The following is a 16198-nucleotide window of genomic DNA, read 5'->3' on the forward strand; positions in this document are numbered from 1 at the left end:
CAATCAGGCGTTAATCTACACCTGGTTGTAGGAGTGATATGATGACGGATAAAGTCCGTATTGATACTTTAAGTGCTAATTCATTACCGCAGAGCAATGATACCTTTTTAGCAAGACAGGCTGAGTTTGAATCTAATGTCCGCAGCTATCCACGTAAACTGCCATTAGCGATTGCCAAAGCGCAGGGCGTCTGGATTACTGACGTAGAAAATAATCAATATCTTGATTGTCTTGCAGGTGCCGGTACCCTGGCGCTCGGTCACAATCATCCTGAAGTGCTCCAGAGCATTCAAAGTGTCATCACAAGCGGCTTACCGTTACATACGCTTGATCTTACCACGCCGTTAAAAGATGAATTTTCATCTTATTTACTGTCTTTATTGCCGGGCCAGGGCAAAGAGTATTGCCTGCAGTTCACCGGGCCGTCTGGCGCAGATGCCGTTGAAGCGGCGCTGAAGCTGGCGAAGAAAGTGACCGGCCGTTCCAGCATTATCAGCTTCTCCGGCGGCTACCATGGGATGACCCACGGCGCGCTGTCCGTGACTGGTAACCTGTCGCCGAAAGAAGCCGTCAGCAACATGATGGCGGAAGTGCAGTTTATGCCGTATCCGCATCAGTACCGCTGCCCGCTGGGTATTGGCGGTGAAGCTGGCGTGAAAGCATTAACTTACTACTTCGAAAACCTGATCAACGACGTTGAAAGCGGCGTGCGTAAACCGGCTGCGGTGATCCTCGAAGCCGTGCAGGGCGAGGGCGGCGTGAACCCGGCGCCGGTCGAATGGTTACAGCGTATTCGTAAAGTGACTCAGGAACACGGCATTCTGCTGATCATCGATGAAGTTCAGGCTGGCTTCGCGCGTACCGGTAAGCTGTTCGCCTTCGAACACGCCGGTATTGAGCCAGACATCATCGTGATGTCCAAAGCGGTTGGCGGCGGTCTGCCGCTGGCGGTACTGGGCATTAAAAAGCAGTTCGATGCGTGGGCTCCGGGCCACCATACCGGTACCTTCCGCGGCAACCAGCTGGCGATGGCCACCGGTCTGACAACACTGAAAATCCTCAAAGACGACAAGATTGCCGATAAAGTTGCCGCTCAGGGCGAGTGGCTGAAAGGCAAACTGACCGACCTGCAGAAACGCTATCCGGTGATTGGCCAGGTACGCGGTCTGGGTCTGATGATCGGTATTGAAATTGTTAAGCCGAACGAAGCGCAGGATCACATGGGCTGCTACCCGGCCGATGGCGAGCTGTCCGCGCTGCTGCAGAAAAAATGCTTCGAAAACGGGCTGATTCTGGAGCGTGGCGGCCGTAACGGTTGCGTACTGCGCCTGCTGCCGTCTCTGCTGATCACTAACGCTGAGCTGGAAGTGTTCCTCGATAAATTCGAAAACGCCCTGCTGGGTGCTGGCGTGAAGCCGGTTTAAACGGAGTTGGAGCGAATGTCAGACGTAAACCCGATTCTGTCCGGCTCGGCGCAGAGCATTGCCGCCTATCAGGACGCTATCGAGCAGAGTACGCAAGCGGTCGTTGAATGGTTGAAGCAGCCTGAGATGTATCAGGGCAAAACCGTTGAACAGCTGCGCGAACGTATCAACCTGAATTTTACGTCTCAGGGCCTGGGCAACCAGGCCGCTATTGAGCGTGCGGTTGAATACTTTCTCAAAGACAGCCTGTTGGTTCACCATGCGCAGTGCGTGGCGCACCTGCACTGCCCAAGCCTGGTGATTAGCCAGGCGGCGGAAGTGCTGATCAACGCCACCAACCAGAGCATGGACTCCTGGGACCAGAGCCCATCCGCGACCATCATTGAGATCAAACTGATTGAATGGCTGCGTGAGCAGGTAGGTTATGCGGCGGGCGACGCGGGCGTGTTCACCAGCGGCGGCACCCAGAGTAACCTGATGGGGCTGATGCTGGCGCGCGACGCGTTCTTTGCTCGCCAGGGACACTCCATTCAGCAGAATGGTCTGACCGGCGACCTGAGCAAAATCAAAGTGTTTTGCTCTGAAAGCGCACACTTCTCCGTACAGAAAAACATGGCATTGATGGGGCTGGGCTACCGTTCCGTTACTCAGGTGAAGACCGATGCGTTCTCACGCATGGACCTGGCTGACCTGAAAGCCAAGCTGGCCCAGGCGCAAGCCAACGGCGAGCAGGTGATGGCGATTGTCGCCACGGCCGGCACCACCGACGCAGGCGCTATCGATCCGTTAGCGGATATTGCGGCGCTGGCGGCAGAGCACCAGATCTGGATGCACGTGGATGCGGCATGGGGCGGGGCGTTACTGCTGTCTGAGAAGTATCGTCACTTCCTGAACGGTCTCGAACTGGCGGATTCCGTAACCCTGGACTTCCACAAACAGTTCTTCCAGACCATCAGCTGCGGCGCGTTCCTGTTAAAAGACGCGCGTCACTATGAGCTGATGCGCTATCAGGCGGCGTACCTGAACTCTGATTTCGATGAAGAACACGGCGTACCGAACCTGGTATCGAAGTCGCTGCAGACCACGCGTCGTTTTGACGCACTGAAGCTGTGGATGGGCCTCGAAGCGCTGGGCAAAAAGCAGTATGCCGAAATCATTGATAACGGCGTGACGCTGGCGCGCGATGTGGCTGTGTTTGTGAAAACGCAGCCGCATCTGGAACTGGTGATGGAGCCGCAGCTGGCAAGCGTGCTGTTCCGCTTCCGTCCGCAAAGCGATGACATTGCGTTCATTGCGCTGCTCAACCAGCGTATTGGCGACGTGCTGCTGGCTTCCGGTAGCGCCAACGTCGGCGTCACCGAAGCTGATGGCGTCACCTGCCTGAAGCTGACGCTGCTGAATCCAACGGTGTGCCTGGAGGATGTGAAAGTCCTGCTGGCGAGCGTGAAGGCGACGGCTGAGCAACTGCTGAAAGCGTAAGCAATAAATAAGCTTGATATAAAAATGGCTCCCACTCACGGGAGCCATTTTTTTGCCTGTCATGTGTAGCCCGGGGCGCTTCGCCGGGTCGGGCTGGGCGTCAGCTGATGTCCGCCAGTGCGGCGTCTTTATTCGGGAAGAACGTCAGGCGTCCTGGAATAGGCTGAATACCCGCGCGGGCCATAGTACGTAGCGGCTGGAACTCCAGGTTACTGATACGTAATTCGCAACCTTCCGGCAGACGTTTAACAAAGCGCTGGAAGGCATCCAGACCACCGGCATCCAGCACCGGGACTGCGTCCCACTTCAATACCACAATGCGTTTACCCGCAATGCGCGACTCGAGATCGGTAAATAATCCCTCCGCCGCGGCAAAGAACAGCGGGCCGATGACGCGTAGCACCAGAACATCGTCTGCTACATCAACGTTGACTGGCGCCAGCCGCGTCATGCGCGCAATTCGACGCATAAACAGCAGAGAGGCGAGAACGATCCCGACGCTGATGGCGATAACCATGTCGAACAGCACCGTCAGCGACATACACATCAGCATGACGATGATGTCGTCTTTTGGCGCATGACGCAGCAGATCCACCACTTTGTGGGCTTCACTCATGTTCCATGCCACCATCAGCAGCAGTGCGGCCATGGCGGAAAGCGGTAGCCAGGAAAGCAGCGGCGCTAAAACCAATAGCGCCAGGATCACCAGAATCGCGTGGATGACCGCAGAAATGGGTGAGGTTGCCCCGGCGCGGACGTTGGCCGCAGAACGGGCAATTGCCGCCGTGGCGGTGATACCACCAAAGAACGGCGCAACAATGTTACCCAGCCCCTGACCAATCAGCTCGCTGTTGGCTTTATGCTTGGTGCCGGTCATGCCGTCGAGGACGACGGCGCACAGCAGAGATTCAATTGCCCCCAGCATCGCCATTGAGAAGGCTGCCGGTAACAGCGCCTGTAACGAACTCCAGCTCAGGGTAAAGTTTGACTCGGGCATATTCCACGGTAATACCAGTTGCGGCAGCAACTGCGGGATACCGTTACCCTGTGAGCCGTCAGCCAGAATGTAGTGGAACTGGGAACCGATGGTCGCAACGTGACCACCGGTCAGGTTCACAATCCCCATTACCGCACAGCCTGCCAGCAGTGCAGGAAGGTGGCCCGGTAGTCGGATCCCCAAACGAGGCCAGAAAATCAGGATCCCCAGCGTTACAACGCCAATGGCGGCATCGCCGAAGTTGATGGTCGGCAAGGCCATAAACAGCGCACCAACTTTTTGCAGGTAGTGCTCCGGTACATGGGCCATTTGCAGGCCAAGGAAATCTTTAATCTGCATGGTACCGATGGTGATACCAATACCCGACGTAAAGCCTAACGTAACCGACACGGGAATATATTCGATCAGGCGACCAAAGCGGGCGAGGCCGAAAAGGATCAGAAATATCCCGGACATGAGCGTGGCAACCAGCAGGCCTGCCAGCCCAAACTGTTGCGAGACCGGATACAGGATCACCACGAAAGCGGCGGTTGGGCCAGAGACGCTAAAGCGCGACCCCCCGGTGAGGGCGATAACAATCCCAGCGACGGCGGAGGTATACAGACCGTACTGCGGCGCAACGCCACTCCCTATTGCCAGGGCCATTGCCAGCGGAATGGCAATGATCCCCACGGTTATCCCGGCGATCAGGTCACGGGTAAAGCGAGAAGCGGTATATTTTTCTTTCCAACAAGCGTCGATGAGGGCGCGGAAAGGCATCACATGTGAGGAAAATAATCTGTTCACAATAATGTTTCATCCATGAGCGCATCATCTGTCAACTAAATGGCAGGTGAAGTAGGCAAAAGTCATACAAATAAGTATTACAGATAAAAAAACCCGCCGCAGCGGGTTTTTGAGCCGGGCTCGATTAATGCTCGAACATAGCAGAGATGGATTCTTCGTTGCTGATACGACGAATCGCTTCGGCCAGCATACCCGACAGGGTCAATGTACGCACGTTTGGCAGCGCTTTGATTTCGTCAGTCAGTGGAATAGTGTCACAGACAACGACTTCATCAATCACTGAGTTGCGCAGGTTGTTTGCCGCATTACCTGAGAAGATCGGGTGGGTTGCGTAAGCAAATACGCGTTTTGCACCACGTTCTTTCAGTGCTTCTGCTGCTTTACACAGCGTACCGCCGGTATCGATCATGTCATCAACCAGCACGCAGTCACGACCTGCAACGTCACCAATGATGTGCATCACCTGAGAAACGTTCGCACGCGGACGACGTTTGTCGATGATAGCCATATCGGTATCGTTCAGCAGTTTAGCGATAGCACGGGCACGCACGACGCCACCGATGTCCGGAGAAACCACGATCGGGTTGTCCAGGTTCAGTTGCAGCATGTCTTCTAACAGGATCGGGCTACCGAATACGTTATCAACCGGTACGTCAAAGAAGCCCTGGATCTGTTCAGCATGCAGGTCAACGGTGAGGACGCGGTCAACGCCAACGCTGGACAGGAAATCAGCGACGACTTTAGCGGTAATCGGTACACGAGCGGAACGTACGCGACGATCCTGACGTGCATAGCCGAAGTAAGGAATAACGGCGGTGATACGGCCTGCGGAAGCACGGCGCAGCGCATCAACCATAACGACCAATTCCATCAGGTTGTCGTTAGTAGGGGCACAAGTGGACTGGATGATGAAAATATCACCACCGCGTACATTTTCATTAATTTGTACGCTGACTTCGCCGTCGCTAAAGCGACCTACAGCGGCGTCGCCGAGTGAAGTGTACAGGCGGTTGGCAATACGTTGTGCTAGTTCCGGGGTGGCGTTACCAGCAAAAAGCTTCATATCAGGCACGAGAAGAACCTCAGGCATGCGTCCATTGGTGGAAAGAATCTGCCGAAAACTGTGCGGGCCAGGCAGTATCCTCTCCATGCGGTGTATTAAAGAGCGCGATGCAACGTCTGGAACAGGGTGACGTTGTCACCGCAACTCAGCTTGCCCGGTTTACTCTTCATCCTTCGGGTTTCATGTGCGTTGGCGTTAATTCCTCACACCAGCACATACTGTTGTATGCGCCAGGTGTTCCGTCATCTCGCCATCTTCCTGAAACCCGAATGATTTAGAGTAACGCTCTATGCAAAGGGGAGAGGTTGACGCCTTTCGCCACAAAGCCTTTGAGCCATTCCGGGGCTTGCTCAAGCACCTGGCGAGCACGAGACTCTGTGTCAAATTCAGCAAAGACACAAGCCCCTGTACCAGTCAGGCGCGACGGCGCGTATTCTAACAGCCAGGAAAGCGCCGCATCAACCTCGCGAAAACGTTTTCTTGCGATAACCTCGCAATCATTGCCGAATTCACATTTTAGTAACGTTTTTATTGACCTTTTTGGCGTGTTACGCGGGAGGTCAGGATCGTTAAAAATGACCGGCGTTGGAATACTGACTCCCGGATGAGCGACCAGATACCATTTTTCAGGTGGATCGACCGGCGTCAGAATTTCTCCCACGCCTTCGGCAAAAGCCGCGTGGCCGCGCACGAACACGGGAACATCCGCCCCCAGCGTCAAGCCGATTGCCGCCAGTTCATCAACCGAAAGCCCACTCTGCCAGAGATGATTCAACGCCACCAGAACGGTGGCCGCATTTGACGAACCGCCGCCCAGGCCGCCACCCATAGGCAGACGCTTTTCGATACTGATGTCCGCGCCGCTTCCTGCGGGCAGGCGATCGCTTGTCGACGCTGTCTTCATCAGCAAACGCGCCGCGCGCACGATCAGGTTATCTTCATGCGCAACGCCTTCCACCGGGGTTAGGAGGTGTATTTCGCCATCGTGGCGCAGATTGATGCCAATCTCGTCGCCATAGTCGAGAAACTGGAATAACGTCTGTAGCGTGTGGTAACCGTCCGCACGCTGCCCGGTGATATATAAAAACAGATTCAGTTTTGCCGGAGAGGGCCAATGGCTCATCATTTCACAATCCAGTTATCCATTTTCAGCTTAATACGCTGGGAGCCGTCGGACAGCTCCATGTTGGCTGGCATCGCAGGCTGCGTTTTGCTGTCGTAGGCGCTATAGACCACTTTCCAGTTTTTACCGTCTTTGCTGTAGTTCACTTCACTCAGTCGATATTGGTCGTCGAGCTTGTAATCGGTGGCGTCACCCGGCAGGCCAAGGATCCACTGGCGCAGGCTATTCAACGGAATAGGCATGCCAGTCAGTTTACCAATCATCTCTTCGGCGTCGTCGGCGGTGTAGTGCTTGCCTTTGTTATCGACAAGCTCAACGTTGCCCGGCTGCGCATTGAGTTCCAGTTCCGTGCTGCCCAGCGGGTTAGTCAGCAGTAGACGATAGCGATCCTGTCCGGTTTGCTGCCAGAAAAAGCGGGCATACACTTTCTGTTGATCGGAGATATAAGCGAACGCACCGCGCGTCTGATATTGGTTCAGGGCGCGTACTTCCTGCTGGTGCTGGCGCCACTGCGGGGAATCGGGGCTTTTGCCGGGACCTTTCGGTGCGTTGAGGGTACAGGCACTAAGAACCAGGGCTGCAAGGGGCAGCAGGCGAATCAGGCGAAAATCAGGCAGGGTCATAATGATGACAAATCCTTGAGATACGTTGCAGTTATAACTCTCAATGCTAGCGCCACCATCTGACATCGTCTACGTTCAAGTTATCTTAAATCGCTTAAATTTGTGCGCTAAGCTATTACTCCAAAAGGGGGCAGTCTCTTTTATTGACGGCACGCATCCTGTATGATGCACCCAGTCTAACCTTATCAACGCTGGTACTATTCCCGCTCACATGACCCTTTTAGCGCTTGGTATTAACCATAAAACGGCACCTGTATCGCTGCGAGAACGCGTAACGTTTTCGCCGGATACGCTCGATCAGGCGCTGGACAGCCTGCAAGCGCTGCCAATGGTGCAGGGCGGGGTAGTGCTGTCGACGTGTAACCGCACAGAGATTTACCTCAGCGTGGAAGAGCAGGACAACCTGCAAGAAGCACTGATTCGCTGGTTGTGTGAATACCATAACCTTAATGAAGAAGACCTGCGCAATAGCCTGTACTGGCATCAGGACAATGACGCCGTCAGCCATCTGATGCGCGTTGCCAGTGGTCTGGATTCGCTGGTGCTCGGCGAGCCGCAGATTTTGGGACAGGTTAAAAAAGCCTTTGCGGATTCGCAGAAAGGCCACCAGAACGCCAGTGCGCTGGAGCGCATGTTCCAGAAATCGTTCTCTGTCGCTAAACGTGTCCGTACCGAAACTGATATCGGCGCCAGCGCTGTTTCCGTGGCTTTTGCCGCTTGTACGCTGGCGCGGCAGATCTTTGAATCGCTCTCCACGGTAACCGTGCTGTTAGTCGGCGCAGGCGAGACCATCGAATTGGTCGCGCGTCATTTGCGCGAACACAAAGTGAAGAAGATGATCATCGCTAACCGTACGCGTGAACGCGCGCAGGTGCTGGCGGATGAAGTCGGCGCTGAAGTGATTTCATTGAGCGATATCGATGCCCGCTTGCAGGATGCCGATATCATTATCAGTTCAACCGCCAGTCCGCTGCCGATTATCGGTAAAGGAATGGTAGAGCGTGCGCTTAAAAACCGTCGTAACCAGCCTATGCTGCTGGTGGATATCGCCGTACCGCGCGATGTCGAGCCGGAAGTGGGCAAATTGTCCAACGCCTACTTGTACAGCGTTGACGATCTGCAAAGCATCATTTCGCATAACCTGGCCCAGCGCAAAGCGGCGGCCGTGGAAGCCGAAACGATCGTGGCGCAGGAAACCAGCGAGTTTATGGCCTGGCTGCGTGCCCAGGGCGCAAGTGACACTATCCGCGAGTATCGCAGTCAGTCAGAACAGATCCGTGATGAACTGACCGCCAAAGCGTTGGCCGCTCTTCAACAGGGCGGTGATGCGCAAGCCATTATGCATGATCTGGCCTGGAAACTGACTAACCGTCTGATCCACGCACCAACCAAATCACTTCAACAGGCCGCCCGTGACGGGGATAGTGAACGCCTGAATATTCTGCGCGACAGCCTCGGGCTGGAGTAGCAACACACCAATCTTATTTTTTACAGGGTGCATTTACGCCTATGAAGCCTTCTATCGTTGCCAAACTGGAAGCCCTGCATGAACGTCATGAAGAAGTTCAGGCGCTGCTCGGCGATGCGGGTACTATCGCAGACCAGGACCGCTTTCGTGCACTGTCGCGCGAATATGCGCAATTAAGCGATGTATCGCGCTGTTTTACGGACTGGCAACAGGTTCAGGAAGATATCGAGACAGCTCAGATGATGCTCGACGATCCTGAAATGCGTGAAATGGCGCAGGATGAACTGCGCGAAGCAAAAGAGAAATGTGAACAGTTGGAACAACATCTGCAGGTTCTGCTGTTACCGAAAGATCCTGATGACGAACGTAACGCCTTCCTTGAAGTGCGGGCGGGAACCGGCGGTGATGAAGCCGCGTTATTTGCTGGCGATCTGTTCCGTATGTACAGTCGTTACGCTGAATCGCGCCGCTGGCGGGTTGAGATCATGAGCGCCAGCGAAGGCGAGCATGGCGGTTTTAAAGAAGTTATTGCCAAGATCAGCGGCGAAGGCGTTTACGGCCGACTGAAATTTGAGTCCGGTGGTCATCGCGTGCAGCGCGTACCGGCGACGGAATCACAGGGCCGTATTCATACCTCCGCCTGTACGGTCGCGGTTATGCCGGAGCTGCCGGATGCTGAACTGCCGGACATCAACCCGGCCGATCTGCGTATTGATACCTTCCGCTCATCTGGCGCAGGGGGGCAGCACGTTAACACCACCGACTCCGCAATCCGTATTACCCACTTGCCAACCGGCATCGTGGTGGAATGTCAGGACGAACGTTCACAGCATAAAAACAAAGCGAAAGCGATGTCGGTGCTGGGGGCGCGCATTCGTGCGGCCGAAGTGGCAAGGCGTCAACAGGCGGAAGCCTCTGAGCGTCGCAACCTGCTGGGCAGCGGCGATCGCAGCGATCGCAACCGCACATACAACTTCCCGCAGGGGCGCGTGACCGATCACCGCATTAACCTGACGCTCTACCGTCTGGATGAAGCGATGGAAGGTAAACTGGATATGCTCATTGAGCCAATTGTCCAGGAATACCAGGCCGATCAACTGGCGGCGTTGTCCGAGCAGGATTAATGGACTATCAGCACTGGCTGCGTGAAGCGATAAGCCAATTACAGGCAAGCGAAAGCCCGCGCCGTGACGCCGAGATTTTACTCGAGTTCGTTACCGGCAAGGGGCGCACCTTTATTCTGGCTTTCGGTGAAACGCTGTTAACCGAGACGCAGCGTCAGCAGCTCAATACGTTACTGGAGCGGCGTCAGCGGGGCGAACCCGTGGCGCACTTAACCGGCGTGCGCGAGTTCTGGTCGCTGCCGCTGTTTGTATCTCCAGCCACGCTGATTCCGCGTCCGGATACCGAGTGTCTGGTGGAGCAGGCGCTGGCTCGCCTGCCATCCTCTGCATGTCGCATTCTCGATCTGGGAACCGGTACGGGCGCGATTGCGCTGGCGCTGGCAACCGAGCGTCCGGATTGCACCGTGACGGCGGTTGATCGGATGCCGGATGCTGTGGCGCTGGCTATGCGCAATACACAGCACCTGGCTATCGACAATGTTAACGTGCTGCAAAGCGACTGGTTTAGCGCTTTGCAGGGGCAGCAGTTTGACATGATTGTCAGCAATCCGCCGTACATCGACGAACAGGATCCGCATTTGGCACAGGGCGATGTGCGCTTTGAGCCGCTGTCGGCGCTGGTGGCGGGCGATCAGGGGCTGGCGGATATCGTCCATATTATTGACCAGTCTCAGCACGTGTTAACGCCCGGCGGCTATCTTTTGCTGGAACATGGCTGGCAGCAGGGCGAGGCCGTGCGCGATGCCTTTACTCGCGCGGGTTATCTGGCGGTTGAAACCTGCCGTGATTACGGCGGTAACGAGCGAATTACGCTTGGACGCCTCCCATCATGAGTACCATCAGTCTGTTACTCAACGTTCATCTCATCAGCATTGCGCTTTCTGTTAGTCTGCTGACGCTGCGTTTTTGGTGGCGTTACACCGACGCGCGTCTAGCCCGTGCCCGCTGGACGCGCATTGTGCCGCCGGTGGTGGATACCGTTTTATTACTCAGCGGTGTAGCGTTAATGGTGAAAACGCACATCCTGCCATTCACCGAACAAGGGACATGGCTGACTGAAAAGCTGTTTGGGGTTATCATTTACATCGTTTTGGGTTTTATTGCGCTCGATTACCGTCGGGCGCGCAGCCAGCAGGCGCGATTAGTCGCATTTCCGCTGGCGTTGGTGGTGCTGTACATCATCATTAAACTCGCCACCACAAAAATACCGTTACTGGGGTAAGTCATGAGGTCGTTAGCTGATTTCGAATTTAATAAAGCGCCATTGTGTGATGGGATGATCCTGGCGTCGGAGTCTATCCGTCTGGATTTTCCAACACAAACTGTCTATGACGAACTGGAACGTCTGGTCAGTCTGGCGCAAGAAGAAATTAGCCAGCTCCTGTCTCAGGATGAGCAACTGGAAAAACTGCTGGCACTTTTTTACGGCGAATGGGGGTTTACGGACACCCACGGCGTCTATCGTCTTTCTGATGCACTATGGCTCGACCAGGTTCTGAAAAATCGTCAGGGCAGTGCGGTGTCTTTGGGCGCGATCTTATTGTGGATTGCCAACCGACTGGATCTACCGCTGGTACCGGTGATTTTCCCGACACAACTCATCCTGCGCATTGAATCGCTCGATGGCGAAATGTGGCTAATCAATCCGTTCAATGGCGAAACGTTAAATGAACACACGCTGGAAGTGTGGCTGAAGGGAAATATCAGCCCGGTCGCGGAACTGTTTAATGAAGATCTGGACGAAGCGGATAACGCAGAAGTGATCCGTAAACTGCTCGACACGCTGAAATCATCGCTGATGGAAGAGCGGCAAATGGAACTGGCGCTGCGTGCCAGTGAAGCATTATTGCAGTTTAATCCTGAAGATCCGTATGAAATACGCGATCGGGGATTGATATATGCGCAACTGGAGTGTGAACATGTTGCGCTGACAGATTTAAGTTATTTCGTTGAGCAGTGTCCGGAAGACCCGATCAGCGAAATGATTCGTGCGCAGATTAATACGATTTCGCACAAACAAATTGTATTGCATTGATTAATGACACTTTACCTACCGTTTAAGGCGATCCTATGAAACAAAAAGTGGTTAGCATTGGCGACATCAACGTGGCAAATGACCTGCCGTTCGTGCTGTTTGGCGGAATGAACGTGCTGGAATCCCGCGACCTGGCGATGCGCATTTGTGAGCACTACGTAACCGTTACTCAAAAACTGGGTATCCCTTACGTGTTCAAAGCCTCCTTTGATAAAGCCAACCGTTCTTCCATCCACTCTTACCGTGGACCGGGCCTTGAAGAAGGGATGAAAATCTTCCAGGAACTGAAGCAAACTTTTGGCGTAAAAGTGATCACCGACGTTCACGAAGCCAGCCAGGCACAGCCTGTTGCTGATGTGGTGGATGTGATTCAACTGCCGGCATTCCTCGCTCGCCAGACCGATCTGGTGGAAGCGATGGCGAAAACCGGCGCTGTTATCAACGTGAAAAAACCGCAGTTCGTAAGCCCGGGTCAGATGGGTAATATCGTGGATAAATTCCATGAAGGCGGTAACGATAAGGTTATCCTGTGTGACCGTGGCGCAAACTTCGGTTATGACAACCTGGTCGTGGATATGCTGGGCTTTAGCGTGATGAAAAAGGTCTCCGGCAACTCGCCGGTGATTTTCGACGTCACCCATGCGCTGCAGTGCCGCGACCCGTTTGGCGCCGCAAGCGGTGGCCGTCGTGGCCAGGTGACCGAACTGGCGCGCGCGGGCATGGCGGTAGGTCTGGCAGGCCTGTTTATTGAAGCGCATCCGGATCCAGCCAATGCGAAATGCGATGGCCCATCCGCACTGCCGCTGGCGAAACTGGAACAGTTCCTCACGCAGATTAAAGCGATTGATGACCTGGTGAAAAGCTTCGACGAGCTCGATACTGAGAACTAAGACAGCTGAACAGGCCGGGGCATTTGTCTCCGGCCTGTTATTACTGTCAGGCGCCAAACGCCCCATCAATGGTATGCATAGCTCCCGTCACAAACCCGGCCTCCGGACCTGCCAACCAGGCAACCATTCCGGCCACCTCTTCTGGTCGACCGTGTCGTTTTAGCGCCATAAAGCTGTGCATCAGCTCTTTCAATGGACCTTCTGCTGGATTAGCGTCAGTATCAATGGGACCCGGTTGCACCACGTTGACCGTAATACCGCGTGCGCCTAAATCACGCGCCAGCCCTCGTGCCAGGCCTTGCAGAGCAGACTTACTTAACGCGTAGGAAGCCATACCGGCAATTGGCATACGATCGCCGTTTACTGAACCAATAATGATAATCCGTCCGCCATCAGGCATTTGTCGTGCCGCCTCGACTGCCGCGTACCAGGGGGCGTGGATATTAATGCGGAACAGGCGCTCAACGTCATCGGGATCCTGCTCCAGTGCGTCGCCGAACAGCACAATTCCTGCATTCACCACTAACACATCCAGCGGGCCGCTTTCCCGTACCCGGTTAATGACGGCATCGCGATCGGTGCTATCTGTTTGCGCCGTGTTGGCCCCTGTTTCATCCGCAAGCGCTTTTGCTGCGTCTGCGGAGCCTGAATAGGTAAAGGTCACTGCTGCGCCATCTGCGGCGAAACGGCGCACAATAGCCGCGCCAATCCCACGACTGCCGCCAAGAACCAGAACTGACTTGCCGTTAAATGGGGACATGAGATACTCCTTGAGCAATTATGTAGTGATCGATATATAATGGGTGCATGGTTTTCTGTCAATGGATATGTAATGAGCACTACAAAATTTTCTCGCGCCCCAGGGCGACCACGTAATTTTGATCCGGAACTGGCTGTTGCCAAAGTACAGCCCTTATTTCACGCGCATGGGTACGACGCTGTGAGCGTAGCGGATGTTACGCAGGCCCTGAACATCAAGCCCCCCAGTTTTTATGCCGCTTTTGGGAACAAAATCGGTCTTTATGAACGCGTGCTTGGTCGCTATGTACAAACCGATGCGATCCCGTTTGATGACATTTTGCGTTCTGACAGACCGGTTGCCGAGTGCCTTACTGCATTGCTTGAAGAGGCGGCGCGACGCTACGCCGCGGATCCGCATGCGCCTGGTTGTTTGGTTCTGGAGGGCACGCATAGCAACGATCCGCAGGCACGGCAGGTGGCAAGGACTTTCTACTCGGTTGCGGAATGTAAAATTCATGACTTTATCGCCGCGCGCCATCCCGAAGTGGCTGACAGCCTGACCGATTATGTCAGTACCACGATGCTCGGTCTGTCGGGAAAAGCCCGTTGCGGGCATACGCTCGAACGTTTGCTATCCAGCGCACACATCGCCAGCCTGGCGGTGCTGCATCAGCTTTCCTGATTTTCATCACGTGAAAAGGTAGATAAATATGATGGGTAAACTGGGACTTTGCTTTAATACTCCCCCTCCGGCTATTCGCAACGCAACGTTGGCCGCAATTCTGATTGGAACTTCATTTCTGGTGCATTCTCAGGACAGGGCCGATGTTATTTTGTATAACGGCAAGCTGATTACCATGGATGAACAACAACCCAACGCGCAGGCGCTGGCGGTAAAAGGGCGCCATATTATTGCGGTGGGTAATAATGAAACGGTGAAAAAATGGTCCGGACCGAACACGAAGGAAATCAATCTGACGGGGCAAACCGTTATTCCGGGATTAATTGATGCGCATCTGCATGGCATTCGGGGGGGGAGGACGTTTTTATTTGAAACCTACTGGTTTGATACTAAAAATTTACCCGATGCGTTAAATAAATTGTCGCAATCTGCGGCACAGAAAAATACTGCGCAATGGGTGGCGGTGGCTGGCTCATGGATACCTGAACAATTTGCTGAAAAACGGGATCCGACGGTTCAGGAACTGAATCAGGCGGTGCCTCATCATCCTGCGTATATACAAAGCCTTTATGACTATGCCCTGTTAAATCAAAAGGCTATCGAGACCCTAAAACTTAATAGTTCACAGCCGGATGTTCCGGCAGGGATCGTGATAGAACGCGATGACAAAGGGCTGGCAACGGGGAAATTGCGCGGGACCATTGGCAGTTTTAACCAGCTTTTCGCCCAGATTAGCCAGACTTCCGATGTTGAAAAGAACCTTAACGCCTTTGTTCGTTATTTAAATAAACGCGGTGTGGTCGGGTTTATCGATCCTTCTGCCGGGCATGAGCAAGCTTATCGTGATTTCTTTAAACTTCAGCAGCAGCAACCTCTCAGGATACGCGTTGGATATCGTTTATCCGCACCGCCTGGTAATGAAACGGAATGGTTTAAACAACGTCTGGCATTTCGCCCGGCAATACACGATGACGGCAGAATAGCCTTTCTGGGCTTCGGTGAAAGCCTGGTGATGGCAATGAATGACGGCGTACGGATGTCATCTGGATTTAAGTCTTCTGCACAATCCCAACAAGAACAATTTAAGGTGCTCCAGCTTGCCGCCCAGGAAGGGGTTGCCGTAGAAATACATGCCTATACCGATGACAGTGCAGATGCGATTTTAGATCTCATTAGCGAGGTGGCTAAATCGTATGACATTGCTCCGTTACGCTGGTCTATTGCGCATCTCAATACCGGTACGCCAGAAACAATTACCCGCATGAAGAAACTCGGCTTGGCCTATTCTGTCCAGATGGGGCCATATTTTGAATCTCCCGCCATCGAACGCGCAAATGATAAAACGGTGGCGGCACTCTCATCGCCAGTTCAACCCGCGTTAGAGCAGGGGGTAATCGTTGCCGGCGGTACAGATGCGACGCGGATTGGCGTTGCGGGAGTGTGGCATGCCATTGAATATCATGTCACAGGTAAAGCACTCGACGGCTCGATACGCCATGACTCGCGCCAGTTAAGCCGGGAAGATGCGTTAAAAATGTATACCCGAAATGCCGCCTGGCTCGCTTTTGCCGAACAGCAACGGGGAAGTTTGCGGGCCGGTAAGCTCGCCGATTTTGCGGTGCTGAATCAAGATATTATGGCTATTCCGCCAGACAAATTGCATCAAACGGAATCGTTATTAACGTTTGTCGATGGCCAACAGGTTTATCCGGAGCAATAAACGCGGTAAAAGAAAACGGCCCTGAAGCAGGGCCGTAGGTTCC

General features: G+C 54.2%; 15 protein-coding genes. 10 read left to right on the top strand and 5 right to left on the bottom strand.

What is annotated here, in order from left to right:
• Positions 1-38 precede the first annotated feature (38 nt).
• Positions 39-1424 carry a diaminobutyrate--2-oxoglutarate transaminase gene (locus FDX11_RS10950; protein ID WP_042307938.1) on the top strand — a complete coding sequence of 462 codons (1386 nt, stop codon included), beginning with the start codon at positions 39-41 and terminating at the stop codon, positions 1422-1424.
• Positions 1425-1439: 15 nt separating this feature from the next.
• The gene (locus FDX11_RS10955; protein WP_137397898.1) at positions 1440-2903 is read left to right on the top strand and encodes an aspartate aminotransferase family protein; all 1464 of its coding nucleotides are present in this window, start codon (positions 1440-1442) and stop codon (positions 2901-2903) included.
• A gap of 100 nt (positions 2904-3003) precedes the next feature.
• Here FDX11_RS10955 and dauA read toward each other — a convergent pair whose 3' ends face one another.
• The 4 genes from dauA to lolB all read right to left on the bottom strand — a co-directional run bounded on the left by dauA (position 3004) and on the right by lolB (position 7495).
• The gene (gene dauA / locus FDX11_RS10960; protein WP_072014732.1) at positions 3004-4686 is read right to left on the bottom strand and encodes a C4-dicarboxylic acid transporter DauA; all 1683 of its coding nucleotides are present in this window, start codon (positions 4684-4686) and stop codon (positions 3004-3006) included.
• Positions 4687-4810: 124 nt separating this feature from the next.
• Positions 4811-5758: a ribose-phosphate diphosphokinase gene (gene prs / locus FDX11_RS10965; RefSeq protein WP_001518537.1), complete on the bottom strand. Its 948-nt coding sequence runs from the start codon at positions 5756-5758 to the stop codon at positions 4811-4813.
• A gap of 265 nt (positions 5759-6023) precedes the next feature.
• Positions 6024-6875 carry a 4-(cytidine 5'-diphospho)-2-C-methyl-D-erythritol kinase gene (gene ispE / locus FDX11_RS10970; RefSeq protein WP_137397899.1) on the bottom strand — a complete coding sequence of 284 codons (852 nt, stop codon included), beginning with the start codon at positions 6873-6875 and terminating at the stop codon, positions 6024-6026.
• Positions 6872-7495 (bottom strand): lipoprotein insertase outer membrane protein LolB, encoded by a 624-nt coding sequence (gene lolB, locus FDX11_RS10975; RefSeq protein WP_032939657.1) that lies wholly within the window; start codon positions 7493-7495, stop codon positions 6872-6874. Before lolB ends, ispE begins: the two co-directional genes overlap by 4 nt.
• Before the next feature lie 211 nt (positions 7496-7706).
• Between lolB and hemA the strand changes: the two genes are divergently transcribed.
• The 6 genes from hemA to kdsA are packed head-to-tail and all read left to right on the top strand — an operon-like array spanning position 7707 to position 13012.
• The gene (gene hemA, locus FDX11_RS10980; protein WP_137397900.1) at positions 7707-8963 is read left to right on the top strand and encodes a glutamyl-tRNA reductase; all 1257 of its coding nucleotides are present in this window, start codon (positions 7707-7709) and stop codon (positions 8961-8963) included.
• Between the two features lie 41 nt (positions 8964-9004).
• Positions 9005-10087 (top strand): peptide chain release factor 1, encoded by a 1083-nt coding sequence (gene prfA, locus FDX11_RS10985; RefSeq protein WP_003020786.1) that lies wholly within the window; start codon positions 9005-9007, stop codon positions 10085-10087.
• The gene (gene prmC, locus FDX11_RS10990; protein WP_137397901.1) at positions 10087-10920 is read left to right on the top strand and encodes a peptide chain release factor N(5)-glutamine methyltransferase; all 834 of its coding nucleotides are present in this window, start codon (positions 10087-10089) and stop codon (positions 10918-10920) included. The genes prfA and prmC overlap by 1 nt, the downstream gene beginning before the upstream one ends.
• Complete coding sequence (gene sirB2 / locus FDX11_RS10995) at positions 10917-11309, top strand: invasion regulator SirB2 (protein ID WP_079223840.1); 393 nt, start codon at positions 10917-10919, stop codon at positions 11307-11309. Before prmC ends, sirB2 begins: the two co-directional genes overlap by 4 nt.
• A gap of 3 nt (positions 11310-11312) precedes the next feature.
• Complete coding sequence (gene sirB1, locus FDX11_RS11000; RefSeq protein WP_006684256.1) at positions 11313-12122, top strand: invasion regulator SirB1; 810 nt, start codon at positions 11313-11315, stop codon at positions 12120-12122.
• A 35-nt stretch (positions 12123-12157) separates the two neighbouring features.
• Positions 12158-13012 carry a 3-deoxy-8-phosphooctulonate synthase gene (gene kdsA / locus FDX11_RS11005; protein WP_038641145.1) on the top strand — a complete coding sequence of 285 codons (855 nt, stop codon included), beginning with the start codon at positions 12158-12160 and terminating at the stop codon, positions 13010-13012.
• Positions 13013-13058: 46 nt separating this feature from the next.
• Here kdsA and bdcA read toward each other — a convergent pair whose 3' ends face one another.
• Entirely contained in the window at positions 13059-13772 is a 714-nt protein-coding gene (gene bdcA, locus FDX11_RS11010) for an SDR family oxidoreductase (RefSeq protein ID WP_137397902.1), read from the bottom strand.
• Positions 13773-13844: 72 nt separating this feature from the next.
• Between bdcA and FDX11_RS11015 the strand changes: the two genes are divergently transcribed.
• Positions 13845-14435, top strand: coding sequence for a TetR/AcrR family transcriptional regulator (locus tag FDX11_RS11015; RefSeq protein ID WP_137397903.1), 591 nt, complete (start codon positions 13845-13847; stop codon positions 14433-14435).
• A gap of 28 nt (positions 14436-14463) precedes the next feature.
• Positions 14464-16155 (top strand): amidohydrolase, encoded by a 1692-nt coding sequence (locus FDX11_RS11020; protein ID WP_137397904.1) that lies wholly within the window; start codon positions 14464-14466, stop codon positions 16153-16155.
• Positions 16156-16198: the final 43 nt, after the last annotated feature.

Source organism: Citrobacter sp. wls714 (genome assembly GCF_005281025.1).
GTDB lineage: Bacteria > Pseudomonadota > Gammaproteobacteria > Enterobacterales > Enterobacteriaceae > Citrobacter > Citrobacter werkmanii.